This window comes from Arthrobacter sp. APC 3897 (assembly GCF_030407495.1).
Lineage (GTDB): Bacteria > Actinomycetota > Actinomycetes > Actinomycetales > Micrococcaceae > Arthrobacter_B.
Window position 1 is genome coordinate 16,676 of sequence record NZ_JASDDG010000031.1, and the last position, 13,285, is coordinate 29,960.

General features: G+C 64.0%; 12 protein-coding genes. 7 read left to right on the forward strand and 5 right to left on the reverse strand.

The features are described 5' to 3' along the window. Window positions 1-22 precede the first annotated feature (22 nt). Both QMA10_RS14540 and crcB read left to right on the forward strand, forming a co-directional pair. On the forward strand, window positions 23-472 hold the full coding sequence (locus QMA10_RS14540) for a CrcB family protein (protein ID WP_290169449.1): 450 nt from the start codon (window positions 23-25) through the stop codon (window positions 470-472). After that, on the forward strand, window positions 469-846 hold the full coding sequence (gene crcB, locus QMA10_RS14545; protein WP_290169451.1) for a fluoride efflux transporter CrcB: 378 nt from the start codon (window positions 469-471) through the stop codon (window positions 844-846). Before QMA10_RS14540 ends, crcB begins: the two co-directional genes overlap by 4 nt. A 36-nt stretch (window positions 847-882) precedes the next feature. On the opposite strand, the gene QMA10_RS14550 is transcribed toward crcB, so the two are convergent. Then, window positions 883-1,899, reverse strand: a complete 1,017-nt coding sequence (locus QMA10_RS14550; protein ID WP_290169452.1) for a LacI family DNA-binding transcriptional regulator — start codon at window positions 1,897-1,899, stop codon at window positions 883-885. Window positions 1,900-2,044: 145 nt separating this feature from the next. On the opposite strand from QMA10_RS14550, the gene QMA10_RS14555 reads away from it, so the two are divergent. The 5 genes from QMA10_RS14555 to QMA10_RS14575 are packed head-to-tail and all read left to right on the forward strand — an operon-like array spanning window position 2,045 to window position 8,854. After that, on the forward strand, window positions 2,045-3,316 hold the full coding sequence (locus tag QMA10_RS14555; protein WP_290169453.1) for an extracellular solute-binding protein: 1,272 nt from the start codon (window positions 2,045-2,047) through the stop codon (window positions 3,314-3,316). 9 nt (window positions 3,317-3,325) lie between these two features. Further along, entirely contained in the window at window positions 3,326-4,351 is a 1,026-nt protein-coding gene (locus tag QMA10_RS14560) for a sugar ABC transporter permease (protein WP_290169455.1), read from the forward strand. Further along, window positions 4,351-5,223, forward strand: a complete 873-nt coding sequence (locus QMA10_RS14565; RefSeq protein ID WP_290169456.1) for a carbohydrate ABC transporter permease — start codon at window positions 4,351-4,353, stop codon at window positions 5,221-5,223. Before QMA10_RS14560 ends, QMA10_RS14565 begins: the two co-directional genes overlap by 1 nt. Before the next feature lie 8 nt (window positions 5,224-5,231). Continuing rightward, window positions 5,232-7,604 (forward strand): glycoside hydrolase family 3 N-terminal domain-containing protein, encoded by a 2,373-nt coding sequence (locus QMA10_RS14570; RefSeq protein WP_290169458.1) that lies wholly within the window; start codon window positions 5,232-5,234, stop codon window positions 7,602-7,604. After that, on the forward strand, window positions 7,601-8,854 hold the full coding sequence (locus tag QMA10_RS14575) for an endo-1,4-beta-xylanase (RefSeq protein WP_290169460.1): 1,254 nt from the start codon (window positions 7,601-7,603) through the stop codon (window positions 8,852-8,854). Before QMA10_RS14570 ends, QMA10_RS14575 begins: the two co-directional genes overlap by 4 nt. Window positions 8,855-8,977: 123 nt before the next feature. Here QMA10_RS14575 and QMA10_RS14580 read toward each other — a convergent pair whose 3' ends face one another. The 4 genes from QMA10_RS14580 to lpdA all read right to left on the reverse strand — a co-directional run bounded on the left by QMA10_RS14580 (window position 8,978) and on the right by lpdA (window position 13,256). Further along, the gene (locus QMA10_RS14580) at window positions 8,978-9,406 is read right to left on the reverse strand and encodes an OsmC family protein (protein WP_104054652.1); all 429 of its coding nucleotides are present in this window, start codon (window positions 9,404-9,406) and stop codon (window positions 8,978-8,980) included. A 93-nt stretch (window positions 9,407-9,499) separates the two neighbouring features. Continuing rightward, window positions 9,500-9,847 (reverse strand): hypothetical protein, encoded by a 348-nt coding sequence (locus tag QMA10_RS14585; RefSeq protein ID WP_290169462.1) that lies wholly within the window; start codon window positions 9,845-9,847, stop codon window positions 9,500-9,502. A gap of 133 nt (window positions 9,848-9,980) precedes the next feature. After that, on the reverse strand, window positions 9,981-11,753 hold the full coding sequence (gene sucB, locus QMA10_RS14590) for a 2-oxoglutarate dehydrogenase, E2 component, dihydrolipoamide succinyltransferase (protein ID WP_290169464.1): 1,773 nt from the start codon (window positions 11,751-11,753) through the stop codon (window positions 9,981-9,983). 120 nt (window positions 11,754-11,873) lie between these two features. Continuing rightward, window positions 11,874-13,256 (reverse strand): dihydrolipoyl dehydrogenase, encoded by a 1,383-nt coding sequence (gene lpdA, locus QMA10_RS14595; protein ID WP_290169465.1) that lies wholly within the window; start codon window positions 13,254-13,256, stop codon window positions 11,874-11,876. Window positions 13,257-13,285 lie beyond the last annotated feature (29 nt).

Here is a 13,285-nt window from a genome sequence, read left to right on the forward strand (position 1 = left end):
AGCAAGGAGCGAGAACCCCGCTATGCGCCCACCACATCTGCGCCGGGGATCGATCGGGCTGGTCTTCTTCGGAGGTGCCGCAGGTGCCGCCGGGCGCGGAGGGTTGTCCCTGGCCATCCCCAACCTCGGCGAGGTGCCGGCGGCCATCCTGATCATCAACCTGGCCGGCGCTTTCCTCCTCGGCTGGCTCTATGAGGCCGTCACCCGTCCGGACAGCGGGCGCCCCGCCGCCGGGAACCTGAAGCTGCTTCTGGGCACCGGGTTCTGCGGCGGTTTCACCACGTACAGCTCGCTGGCCACCGATACCGCGCTGTTCTTTCTGGGCGGACGGCCTGGGGCTGCAGTCATCTATCCTCTTGCCACCGTGATCATCGGAGCCTGCGCCACCTGGGCGGGTATTGCCGCTGCAGCAGCGGTCACCGGACGCGGCCCGGGACACCCGGGTGGCAATCGGCAGCAGGACGCAGCATGACCCCCGGGATCTTTCTTCTGCTCACTGCGGCCGGCGGAGCCGGAGCTGCGGTGCGCTTCATGGCGGACGGCTTCATCCGTTCCCGGCAAAAGTCCTCTTTCGCCTGGGCGACGACGATTATCAATGTCTCGGGCTCCCTCGGGCTTGGCTTCCTGACCGGCCTGACTCTTGAACATCTGGCGTTTGCTGCCTTCAGCATCGTGCTCGGCACCGGGTTTCTGGGCGGTTACACGACCTTCAGTACGGCGAGCTACGAAACGGTGCAGCTGATCAAAAAGGGCCGCTACGGTGCTTCATTCGTGAGCGGCATTGGCATGCTCGTGCTTTCCGTTGCCGCCGCAGTGATTGGCCTCTGGGCCGGTACGGAACTGTAGGGCTGCGCCGGGGGATGAGCCTGACTTCCCCGGCCGTCAGTCCGCAGCCGGTGCGGCCGTGCTGTCGCGGATGACGAGCCGGGTTGCGAGGTCCATCCGGGGGATGGTTTCGAGGGCGCCCTCACTCATGCGGATCACGAGCCGCGCCGCCTCCTCGGCCATCTCCGTCAGTGGTTGATGCACGGTTGTGAGGGCGGGACTGGACCACTGGGCGAGCTGCAGATCGTCGTAACCGACGATGGACACGTCAAGGGGCACCCTGAGCCCGAGGGTTCTGGCAGCCTCGATGACGCCAAGCGCCTGGAGGTCGCTTCCCGCGAAGATCGCTGTGGGGCGGTCCGGCAGCGTCAGGAGTTCGAGTGCGATGCGGCGGCCGCCGTCGACCCGGAAGTTGCCGAATCGGACGAAGCGTTCATCGATCTCAAGTCCGGCCGAGTTCATGGCGGATCGGTATCCGTCGACGCGGGCGAAGGAGCACATCATGTCGTCGCGGCCGGTGATCGCGGCAATCCGGGTGTGTCCCAGTTCGATGAGATGGCGGGTGGCAACGAGGCCGCCTGACCAGTTCGCCGACCCGACCGCAGGGACATCTGGGGCCGGATCGCCGGCCGGGTCGATGATTACGAAGGGAATGGCACGTGACTTGAGGGCCGCTTTCGCTTCCGCCGCGAGATCGGCGAAGAGCAGCACCACACCGGCCGGGCGCCGGCGGAGAACCCCGGTGATCCAGGCCGGGGACGGGGAATGGCGGTCACCGGACTCGGTAAGTACGACGCTCAAATCGTTGGCCCGGGCGACATTTTCGACTCCTCGGATGATCTCCATGGCCCAGGCAGTCTCGAGTTCGGGGAAAACGAGCTCGATCAAGCTGTCTCTGTTCGGCAGGCCCGGGCGCCGCTGATATCCGTGCTTGCCGAGGAGCTCCTCGATTTTTGCCCGCGTCTGTGCGGACACGTCTGATCGTCCATTGAGGACTTTCGAAACCGTGGAGAGTGATACTCCCGCCTCGACGGCCAATTCGTTGAGTTTGACCTTGCCGCCTGAGTCGGCCATGGGGGTCCAATCTGTATTAGTTACGAAAAACCCTTGTGTTTAAATGTGCCACTGCTAGGCTCACACCACATTAGATGCTTTCGGCGTAAATGTCGAAACTTTCGAGAGGCGTTCAAAGATGAACAAGTACGGTATCAGGAAGCTGATGACAGTCGGGGCGGCGGCCGCAATCGCCCTCGGAGGTCTGTCAGCGTGTGGCTCCGACAGCGGAGCAACAGAAGACGGTGACGTCACCATGACGTTCTGGCACAACTCAACGACGGGCGCCGGCAAGGCGCACTGGGAGAAGACGGTCGCGGCGTTCCAGGAGGCGAACCCCGGTGTAAAGATCGAGATCCAGTCCGTCCAGAACGAGGAAATGGACGGGAAGCTCCAGACGGCGCTGAACTCCGGCGATGCGCCCGACATCTTTATGGCGCGGGGCGGCGGCAAGCTTGCGGATGTGGTGGCGGCCGGACAGGCCATGGATATTACCGATTCCATCGACGACGCCACCAGGGCCGCTGTGCCCGAAGGCGTACTGAAAGCCTTCGAGGTCGACGGCAAGATTTATGGCATGCCGACCGCCGTGCTGCCCGGCGGCATCTTTTACAGCCAGGACCTCCTGACCGAAGCCGGCGTCGACGCGGCTCCGACGACAATGGACGAGCTCGGTTCCGCCGTAGACAAACTCAAGACTGCCGGAATCGCCCCCGTCGCCGTCGGCGCCAAAGACGCCTGGCCTGCTGCCCACTGGTACTACTTCTTCGCGTTGCGCTCATGCTCGCAGGACACGATGAACGAAGCGGCCGAGTCGAAGAAGTTTGACGACGAGTGCTGGGTCGAGGCCGGAAAAGAGATGGAAGCGTTCGTGGAAACGGAACCGTTCAACGACGGATTCCTCACCACCTCGGCCCAGCAGGGAGCAGGAAGCTCTGCTGGTCTGCTGGCGAATCACAAAGCAGCCATGGAACTCATGGGTGCCTGGAACCCGGGCGTCATCGCATCGCTGACCCCGGACCAGGAGCCGCTGGCAGACCTGGACTGGTTCCCGTTCCCCGCCGTTGACGGAGGCGACGGTGCTGAGGGTGCCATGATGGGCGGAGTCGACGGATTCACCTGCTCGGCGCAGGCGCCGCAGGAAGAATGCACGGCATTCCTGAACTTCTTCATGCAGCAGGAATACCAGGAGGACTACGCGGATGCGTTCCAGACCCTCCCCGCTAACCAGGACGCCCAGGAAGCTGTCACCGACCCGGCGCTCCAGTCGATCCTCCAGGCCTACAACGACGCGCCGTACGTGACGGTGTGGCTGGACACCCTGTTCGGCCAGAACGTCGGTAACGCGCTGAACAAGGGCGTGGTGGACATGCTCGCCGGCCAGGGCTCTGCCGAAGATATCGTCTCCGCTGTGAACGACGCAGCGGCCAAGGGATAGCAGTAGACAATGACTGAACCTGCAGGCGGCGCTCCGTTGATGACGGACGCTCAGCCGCCGCGGGGCACGGTTACGGCAGGGGACGGCGCCCGCGCGGCGTCCCCTGCCGCACCGCGGCCCAGGCGGCGTGCAACGGACTGGCGCAAACGTCTCGAGATCACGCTATTGGCCGGGCCGGCCATCTTCGTTTTTGTCGGCTTCGTCATCTTCCCGGTCGTCCTCGCCGGCTACTACGGCTTCTTCCGCTGGAAGGGCTTTGGTCCGGCCACAGACTTCGTCGGCTTCGACAACTACAAGATCATTTTCCAGGACAGCGCGTTCCACGACGTGCTGCTCCACAACGGGTTCATCCTGGTGCTCTCCCTGGTTATCCAGGGCCCCATCGCCGTTGTCCTCGCCCTCCTGCTCAACCGGAGCATCCGGGGCCGGTCACTCATCCGGGTCCTCATCTTCGTCCCGTACATCATCTCCGAGGTCATTGTCGGGATCGGCTGGGGTCTCATGCTACAGACCTCCGGAGCCGTCAACGGGCTGCTCGACAGCATCGGGCTGGGAGCGCTCAAGGCAGACTGGCTCTCTGATCCGAGCATCGCCATCTGGTCCCTGATGGTGATTATCTCGTGGAAGTACATCGGATTTGCAGTCATTCTTTTCCTCGCCGGACTGCAGAGCATTCCCAGCGAATTGTTCGAGGCAGCCGCCATTGACGGCGCCAGCTACTGGCAAACCCAGCGCGCCATTACGCTGCCCCTCCTCGGGCCGACCGTGCGGATCTGGGCGTTCCTGTCCATCATCGGGTCGCTGCAGTTGTTCGACCTGGTCTTCATCATCTGGGGCCAGTACGTCGCCTCCACTGCCGGGACCTCGACCATGGCCACCTACATGGTCGCCAACGGACGCACATCGGGCAACTTTGGCTACGGCAGCGCTGTCGCCGTCGTCATGTTCCTGATCTCCCTCGTCATCGCATTGATCTACCAGCGGTTCGTTCTTCGGCGCGACACCGACGGTGCCCTCACGTCAGGAAAGAAGTGATGACCGCTATCGAAACCCGCACGCCCCTGCGCAGAAAGCGTCAGCCTAAGGAGCGTCAGCCGTGGGGCAGCCCAGCGACCTACTTCGTCGCCTTTGTCTTCATCTCACTGTGCCTCGGGCCCGTCATCTACATTATTCTCGGCGGCTTCCGAGACAATTCGCAGATCACCAATTCGCCCGAGGGACTCCCTAACCCGTGGAATTTCGACAACTACGCGGAGGTGCTTGCCAGTCCGACCTTCTGGCAGCAGGTTGGCAACTCGGCAATTGCCGCGATTGCCACGACCGTCGGCGTGGTGGTGCTCGGGCTGATGGCCAGCTTCATCCTGGCGCGGTACAACTTTGCCGGCCGCGGTGCGATGTATTCACTCTTCGCCGCCGGACTCATGTTCCCTATGACGGTGGCAATCACGCCGCTCTATATCCTCGTCAGGGACCTGGGTCTGATGAACAGCCTGGGCGGCGTGATTCTCCCGCAAATCGCCTTCGGTCTGCCGGTGACGATCATCATCCTGGTTCCGTTCCTCAAGGCTATCCCCGATGAAATCGAAGAGGCTGCGGCAATTGACGGGACCAGCCGGCTGGGCTTCTTCTTCCGGATGGTGGTTCCCCTGTCCCTGCCGGGCGTGGTGACGACGGGCATTCTTGCTTTCGTGGCGAGCTGGAACAGCTATCTCCTGCCGCTGTTCATCCTCAGCGACCAGGCGTCGTACACGCTGCCGCTCGGTGTTCAGGCGTTCGCTTCGCAGTATTCGGTGGACACGGCAAAGGTACTCGCCTTCACCTCCCTGTCCATGATTCCAGCACTGATATTTTTCACGCTGTTTGAGCGCCGCATTGTCGGCGGACTCACCGGCGCGGTCAAAGGTTAGGACCTTCCTTGAGCAACACAACATCCACGACGACGGCGCCGGCATGGCGCGACGTCAGCGCATCCGCTTCGGACCGCGCCGAAGCACTCCTCGCCGAGCTCACGCTCGAGGAGAAGACCGCCCAGCTGTTCGGCGTCTGGGTTGGCGCGTCCAATGAGGGCGGGGACGTTGCCCCGCACCAGAACGACATGGACGACCTCGTTGACCTCGACGCGCTCCTGCCGAACGGGCTCGGCCAGCTGACCCGGCCGTTCGGCTCGGCTCCGGTCGACCCGGCACTCGGAGCGCTGTCCCTCCTGCGCAGCCAGCGCCGGATTGCGGCATCCAACCGGTTCGGAATCCCGGCCGTTGCGCATGAAGAATGCCTGGCCGGCTTCGCCACCTGGGGAGCGACAGCCTATCCGGTGCCCCTGGCCTGGGGCGCTTCCTTCAATCCCGGACTCATTGAGCGGATGTCCCGCCGCATCGGGTCAGACATGCGCTCGGTCGGTATCCACCAGGGCCTCGCCCCGGTACTCGACGTGGTGCGGGATGCCCGCTGGGGACGCGTCGAGGAAACCATCGGTGAGGACCCGTATCTCATCGGCAGCATCGGAACGGCATACGTCCGCGGCCTCGAGTCCGCAGGGATAGTCGCAACCCTCAAGCACTTTGTCGGTTACTCGGCGTCGAAGGCCGGCCGTAATCTCGCTCCGGTCTCGGTTGGGCCGCGTGAACTCGCTGACGTTCTCCTCGTTCCGTTTGAAATGGTCATGCGTGAAGGCAAGCCGCGTTCGGTCATGCACTCCTATACTGACCTCGACGGCGTGCCCTCGGCGGCTGACGAGTCGCTGCTCACCGGTCTCCTGCGCGACATCTGGGGTTTCGACGGCACCGTCGTTGCCGACTACTTCGGGATCGCCTTCCTGAAACTGCTTCACGGCGTCGCAGGTTCATGGGGTGAGGCGGCCGCTCTGGCACTCACTGCCGGCGTGGATGTGGAACTGCCGACGGTGAAGACCTTCGGTGTGCCGCTGATCGAAGCGGTCCGGTCAGGTTCCCTGCCCGAGACTGTCATCGATCGTGCCCTCCGGCGCGTACTGCGCCAGAAGGTCGAACTGGGACTGCTTGATCCTGACTGGGATGCGGTGCCCGAAGCGCTGCGGAACGTCGACGTGGACAATGCCGAAGGCATCCGCGGCACCGTCGATCTGGACAACGCCGGTAACCGGGCGGTCGCCCGTGAGATCGCCGAACAATCCATCGTACTTTTGAGCAACGACGGGATCCTTCCGCTCGCTGCCCCGCGCCGGATTGCCGTCGTCGGACCGACGACGGATGACCCCTTCGCCGTTCTCGGCTGCTATTCGTTCCCTGCGCATGTTGGCGTGCAGCACCCCGACACACCCCTCGGTATCGAACTGCCCACCCTGCTGGAGAGCCTCCGCACCGAGTTTCCCGAAGCCGCCATTGAATACGTTCCCGGCACGACGATTGACGGAGGAGAAACCGCCGGCATCTCTGCTGCGGTGGATGCCGCAGCGCGGGCGGACGTTGTCATTGTCGCCCTCGGTGACCGGGCCGGGCTCTTTGGCCGCGGCACGAGCGGTGAGGGCTGCGACGTCGAGTCGCTCCGTCTGCCCGGTGCCCAGCAGAACCTCCTCGACGCCGTCCTGGCAACCTCAACTCCCGCCGTCGTCACCCTGCTCGCCGGACGGCCGTACGCTCTGGGATCCGCCGTTACGGAAGCCGGTGCGATTGTGCAGGTGTTCTTTGCAGGCGAAGAGGGAACATCCGCGCTTGCCGGCATTCTCTCCGGCCGGGTCAATCCGAGCGGACGCCTGCCTGTCAGCATTCCGGCCTCAGAGGGGACGCAGCCGTCCACCTACCTGGCCGCACCCCTGGGCCGCTCCAACGGAGTGTCGAGCATTGACCCGACGGCCGCCTTCGCGTTTGGGCACGGGATCGGATACACGGCCTTCGAGTGGAGTGCCGGCCAGCACGGGCCGGACAAGATCGGCGTCGACGGCACAGCCACCCTCGGCCTCCGTCTGCGCAACACCGGGGACCGTCCAGGGACGGAAATCGTCCAGGTTTACGTCCACGATCCGGTCGCCTCAGTGGTGCGCCCGGTACAGCGTCTGGTCGGTTTCCAGCGCGTTGACCTGCTGCCGGGCGAGTCCGTTGAGCTCTCGATCCACGTTCCCGCAGACGTCACCAGCTTCACCGGCCGAAACGGCGAGCGGGTCGTGGAACCGGGGGAGATCGTCCTTGGTCTCGGAGCATCCAGCACCGACATGCGCGTCACACAGTCGGTGCAGCTCTCCGGTGAAGCACGTGCCGTCGGCTTTGACCGGACCTTTCACCCGAGCTTTAGGGAGATTTCGCGGAGCACACCATGAGTGTCGATCACCGTCGGGCGACCGCGCTGGTCACCGTGCTGGACCCGGCCGGCAACCCGGTGCCCAACGCGGAGGTCATTGTCGAGCAGCAGCGTCATGACTTCGCGTTCGGCAACATCGGTTTCGACTTCATCCCGCTTGCGAACGGGGAGACCGGGCAGGATGCGGCCGCGAAGCCCGTTTTTGGCGGGGCAGGGGCCGGTCTGCCGGATCTCAAGACGATGTGGCTGGACCTCTTCAACACTGCGACCCTTCCGTTCTACTGGCGGGGTTTTGAGCCGACACCCGGCAAACCTGACACCCGAAGGCTTCTTCGGACCGCCTCGTGGTTCGCTGAGCACGGAGTGGCGGCCAAGGGCCATCCGCTGACTTGGCACACGCTTGCGCCCGAGTGGCTCACGGGTTTGTCCGCGGCGGAGATAGAGCAGCTGCTGCGAGAGAGGATCCGACGCGAGGTGACGGACTTTTCCGGGGTCATCGACGCCTGGGACGCCATCAATGAAGCGGTCATCATGCCGGTGTTTACGGCGGAGGAAAACGGTATCACCCGGCTGGCCCGGAGCATCGGCCGCGTGCCCATGATTGAGCTCGCGTTCGGAGAAGCCCGGGCAGCGAACCCTTCGGCGACGCTTGTCCTGAACGACTTCGACCTCTCCAGCGACTACGAAGCCCTGATCGGGTCCGTGCTGGAAGCGGGGATCGCCGTGGACGCGATCGGCCTGCAGACGCACATGCATCAGGGGTACTGGGGAGAGGAAGCCATGCTTGCGATGGTCGACCGGTTCGCCCGCTTCGGGCTGCCCCTCCATTTGACCGAGACAACCCTGCTTTCGGGGGACCTCATGCCGTCTGAGGTCATCGACCTCAATGACTATCAGATCCCCTTCTGGCCGTCGACGCCGGAGGGAGAAGCCAGGCAGGCGGAGGAGATCGTGCGCCACTACCGCTCGCTCGTCGGACACCCGGCAGTGCAGGCCATTACCTATTGGGGGCTCACCGACGACGGAGCCTGGCTCGGTGCGCCCGGCGGATTGGTTCGCGCCGACGGCACGCCGAAACCCTCGTATGACGCGCTGCGGTCGCTGATCAAGGGCGAATGGTGGCTGCCGCCAACGACGATGCGCACTGATCACGACGGACGCCTGTCGATCACCGGTTTCTTCGGTGACTACGTGATGACGCACGGCGGGCAGAGCTGGCCGGTCCCGCTCAAGCGGGGACGCGAGACGGCCACCGTACGGTTGCGCTGACGCCGGCGCGCGGGCTGCGCGCGCACCGTTGACGAAAAGGCCCGTGTTGTCCCTGGCTGGCCAAGGAGAACACGGGCCTTTTCAGTTGGCGCTGAAGGCGCCTGAGCTTGCTGCTCCCGGGTCTTAGGACTCCAGCGTGGCGTCCAGCGAGATCTTAATGCCGGCGAGGGCCTGGGAAACGGGGCAGCCGCTCTTGGCGGCCTCGGCAATGTCCGTAAACTCCTCGGCGGTCAGGCCGGGAACCACGGCAGTGACCTTCAGACGGCTCTCGGTGATGCCGGTGCCGGGTACAAAAGTGACGTCTGCGGAGGTCTCAATGCGTTCGGCGGTCTTGCCGGCCTCCGCCAGTCCGTTGCTGAAGGCCATGGAGAAGCAGGCCGAATGCGCGGCGGCAATCAGCTCCTCGGGGCTGGTCTTGCCGTTGGCCTCTTCAGCGCGGGCCTTCCAGGTGACGTCGTAGGTGCCAAGGCCGGAGCTGTCGAGGGTCACATCGCCCTTGCCGTTGAAGAGGTCGCCGTTCCAGACGGTATGGGCTGAGCGGACTGTAGCCATGGGAAGCTCCTTAAAAGCTGATGGGATGAAGGCCGGCAGGCGCCGGCACTTCATCCCATCCTATTCAGTGACCTGCAACGGTTCTACCGTCTGTTACCACATGGTGGCGACGGCGATGTTGACCACCGTCAGGATGCCCACGCCGTTGGCCAGGCCCTTGCTGACGGTCTCGCCCTTCTTGTACTTGCGCTGGCCGATGAAGGCCATGACGGCAATGACCAGGGCCAGGCTGAGCTTGACGGCAATCTTGATGTGGTTGACATCAGCCCCATCCATTTCAGCCAGGCCGACCAGCATGATGCCGGTGACCAGCTGCAGGAGTGCACCATGGAACTGTCCGGGCATCACCGTGGGGTTCTTGATCTTGGCGAACCAGATACCAACGATGATTGCGGCGCCAAGAATGTGCAGGAAGACGAGAAAGCTCTGTAGGAAGTCCATATATCCAGCTTACCGACACCATGTCAGCATTCCCGAACTGAGGGGTCTGAACCGCGGTAACTATTCGACAACATGTAGAAAAGGGCGCCTCCCCTGCGGGAGGCGCCCTTGGCCGGCTTTCACCGGGCGGGAACTAGAGGCCCAGATCAGCCTCGAAGTTGCCTTCTTCAAGCCGTGCCTTCAGCGTCTGCAGGAAGCGTCCTGCATCGGCGCCGTCCACCAGGCGGTGGTCGTAGGACAGGGACAGGTACATCATGGAGCGGATGGCGATGGTGTCATTACCCTCGGCGTCGGTGAGGACGACGGGACGCTTGACGATCGCGCCGGTACCCAGGATGCCTACCTGCGGCTGGTTGATGATCGGGGTGTCGAACAGCGCGCCCACGGAACCGATGTTGGTGATGGTGAAGGTTCCGCCGGACAGCTCATCCGGGCCAATCTTTCCGGCCTTGGTGCGTGCACCGACGTCGCCGATGCGCTTGGCCAGGCCGGCAATGTTCAGGTCGCCGGCATCCGCGATGACGGGAACCAGCAGGCCCTTTTCAGTGTCCACTGCAATCGCAAGGTGCTCAGCGTCGTAATACGTGATCTGCTGGGCGTCCGAGTCGTAGGAGGCGTTCAGCTTCGGGTGCTGCTTCAGTGCCTCGGTGACGGCCTTGGCGATGAAGGGCAGGAAGGTGAGCTTGGCGCCGTTCTGCTCCTGGAAGGAGTTCTTGGCCGAGGCGCGCAGCTTGGCGATGCGCGTCATGTCCACTTCCTGGACCTGGGTCAGCTGCGCCGAGACCTGCAGGGATTCGACCATGCGGCGGGCGATGGTCTGGCGGATCCGCGGTGCCTTGACCGTGGTGCCGCGCAGCTTCGCGCTCTCGTCGCTGATCTTGGCCGGGGCTGCCTTGTCCGAAGACGAAGCAGCTGCAGGAGCAGCGGCAGCAGGCTTGGAATCAGCAGCCTTCTTGGCCTCGGCAGCTTCCAGGACGTCCTGCTTGCGGATACGGCCGGCAACGCCGGAGCCCTTGACGGTGGAGAGGTCCACGCCGTGCTGGTTGGCGAGCTTGCGTACCAGCGGGGTGACGTAGGTGCCTTCGGACTCGGAGGCAGCGGGAGCTTCCTGCTTCGGGGCTTCCTGCTTGGGAGCTTCAGCCTTGGGCTCAGGCTTCTTCTCCTCCTGCTTCGGGGCCGGCGCCTCTTCCTTCTTGGGCTCGGCTGCCGGAGCTTCACGCTCATCCTTGGAAGCTGCTGCCACCGGCTCGGCTTCCTTGGGTTCGGCCTTGGCCGGAGCAGCGGAGCCGGAACCGATGACGGCGAGGACAGCGCCAACCTCGGCGGTGTCATCCTCGTTCACCCGGATTTCCAGCAGCTTGCCGGCAACGGGGGAGGGGATCTCGGTGTCAACCTTGTCGGTGGAGACTTCCAGGAGCGGCTCGTCCATCTCGACGTCGTCGCCCACGGCCTTCAGCCAACGGGTGACGGTGCCCTCGGTAACGGACTCGCCCAGCGCCGGGAGGGTGACCTCGGTGCCTTCGCCGCTGCCGGAATCCGCGGATCCGGAGTCGTTGGACTCGGCCGGGGCTTCCTGCGCCGGAGCTTCCTCCCGGGCGGGAGCCTCTTCGGCTGCGGGTGCTTCTTCAGCGGCGCTGCCGCCGTCATCCTTGGCACCGGCGGAACCGGAACCGTCGCCGATGCGCACCAGCGCCTCGCCAACTTCAGCGGTCTCGTCTTCGGCTACGAGGATTTCCTCGATGACGCCGGCCACGGGGGACGGGATTTCGGTGTCAACCTTGTCGGTGGACACTTCCAGCAGCGGCTCGTCTACCTCGACGCTGTCGCCAACGGCCTTGAGCCAGCGGGTGACGGTGCCTTCGGTGACGCTTTCACCAAGGGCGGGTAAGTTCACGGTTTCAGACATATTGTCCCCGTTTCTCCTTGTTAGATCTTCTGAACCAGCCGTACCGCTGGTGCTGGTGGTGGAAAGCCTAGTGCACCCGGGGTTTACGGGTCCGGGTGCACCGGGCGGTAATTCTTTGGCTTAGCCGTGCAGCGGCTTGCCGGCGAGGGCCATGGCGGCCTCACCGAGGGCTTCGTTCTGCGTGGGGTGGGCGTGCAGCAGGCTCGCCAGGTCTTCCGGGTAGGCCTCCCAGTTCACGATCAGCTGCGCTTCACCGATCTGCTCGCCGATGCGGCCGCCGATCATGTGGACACCCACGATGGGGCCGTCCTTCTCGCGAACCATCTTGATCAGGCCGGAGGAGCCCAGGATGGAGGTCTTGCCGTTGCCGGCAAGGTTGTATTCCTGGACCTGGACGTTGTCGTCACCCAGTTTGGCCTTGGCGGCCTTTTCGGTCAGGCCGACGGACGCGATTTCAGGTTCGCAGTACGTCACCTTCGGAATGTTGACGTCTTCGACGATGACCGGCTTGAGGCCGGCGATTTCCTCGGCGACGAAAATGCCCTGCTGGAAGCCGCGGTGGGCCAGCTGCAGGCCAGGAACGATGTCGCCCACGGCGTAGACGTTGCCCACGCCGGTGTGCAGGCGCTCGTTGGTGATGACGAAGCCGCGGTCCATGGTCAGGCCGGCTTCTTCGTAACCCAGGTTGGCGGTGACCGGGCCGCGGCCCACGGCCACGAGCATCAGGTCCGCTTCGTAGGTCTTGCCGTCCGCCAGCGTGACGACGACGCCGTCGTCGTTCTGCTGGACGTTGTCAAAGAAGATGCCGGTGCTGAACTTGATGCCGCGCTTCTTGTACGCGCGCTCGAGCTGCTTGATGATTGCCGCGTCTTCGTTGGGGACCAGCGACGGCAGGCCTTCGATGATGGTGACGTCCACGCCGAAGGAGTTCCAGACCGAGGCGAACTCGACGCCAATGACGCCGCCGCCCAGGATGATGGCGCTCTTGGGCACGGTGTCCATCTTCAGGGCCTGGTCGGAGGTAATGACCTTGCCGCCGATTTCCAGGCCCGGCAGCGAGCGGGAGTAGGAGCCGGTGGCCAGGATGATGTTGGCGCCCGTGTAGGTTTCGCCGTTGACCTCAATGGTCTTCTCGCTGGTGAGCTTGCCTTCACCCTCGATGACGGTGATGCCCTTGGACTTGATCAGGCCCTGCAGGCCGCGGAACTTGCCCGCAATGATGTTGTCCTTGTAGGAGTTCACAGCCGTCATGTCGATCGAATCGAAGGTGGCGTTGATGCCGTACTTCGATGCGGTCTTGGCGTTCTCGGCAATCTCGGCCGAGTGCAGCAGTGCCTTGGTGGGGATGCAGCCGTTGTGCAGGCAGGTGCCGCCCAGCTTTCCCTTTTCGATAAGTCCTACAGAGAAACCCAGCTCCACGGAGCGAAGGGCGGCGGCGTAGCCGCCGCTTCCTCCTCCGAGGATCAGGATGTCGAATTCTTGCGCAGTTGCCTTTTCGGCCACTTGGACGCTCCCTCGCGTAATCGGTGACG

Excerpts from the sequence above, each read along its gene's own strand:
- QMA10_RS14540 (WP_290169449.1), top strand. The coding sequence starts at position 23 with ATGCGCCCACCACATCTGCGCCGGGGATCGATCGGGCTGGTCTTCTTC.
- crcB (WP_290169451.1), top strand. The coding sequence starts at position 469 with ATGACCCCCGGGATCTTTCTTCTGCTCACTGCGGCCGGCGGAGCCGGA.
- QMA10_RS14550 (WP_290169452.1), bottom strand. The coding sequence starts at position 1,899 with ATGGCCGACTCAGGCGGCAAGGTCAAACTCAACGAATTGGCCGTCGAG.
- QMA10_RS14555 (WP_290169453.1), top strand. The coding sequence starts at position 2,045 with ATGACAGTCGGGGCGGCGGCCGCAATCGCCCTCGGAGGTCTGTCAGCG.
- QMA10_RS14560 (WP_290169455.1), top strand. The coding sequence starts at position 3,326 with ATGACTGAACCTGCAGGCGGCGCTCCGTTGATGACGGACGCTCAGCCG.
- QMA10_RS14565 (WP_290169456.1), top strand. The coding sequence starts at position 4,351 with ATGACCGCTATCGAAACCCGCACGCCCCTGCGCAGAAAGCGTCAGCCT.
- QMA10_RS14575 (WP_290169460.1), top strand. The coding sequence starts at position 7,601 with ATGAGTGTCGATCACCGTCGGGCGACCGCGCTGGTCACCGTGCTGGAC.
- QMA10_RS14580 (WP_104054652.1), bottom strand. The coding sequence starts at position 9,406 with ATGGCTACAGTCCGCTCAGCCCATACCGTCTGGAACGGCGACCTCTTC.
- QMA10_RS14585 (WP_290169462.1), bottom strand. The coding sequence starts at position 9,847 with ATGGACTTCCTACAGAGCTTTCTCGTCTTCCTGCACATTCTTGGCGCC.
- sucB (WP_290169464.1), bottom strand. The coding sequence starts at position 11,753 with ATGTCTGAAACCGTGAACTTACCCGCCCTTGGTGAAAGCGTCACCGAA.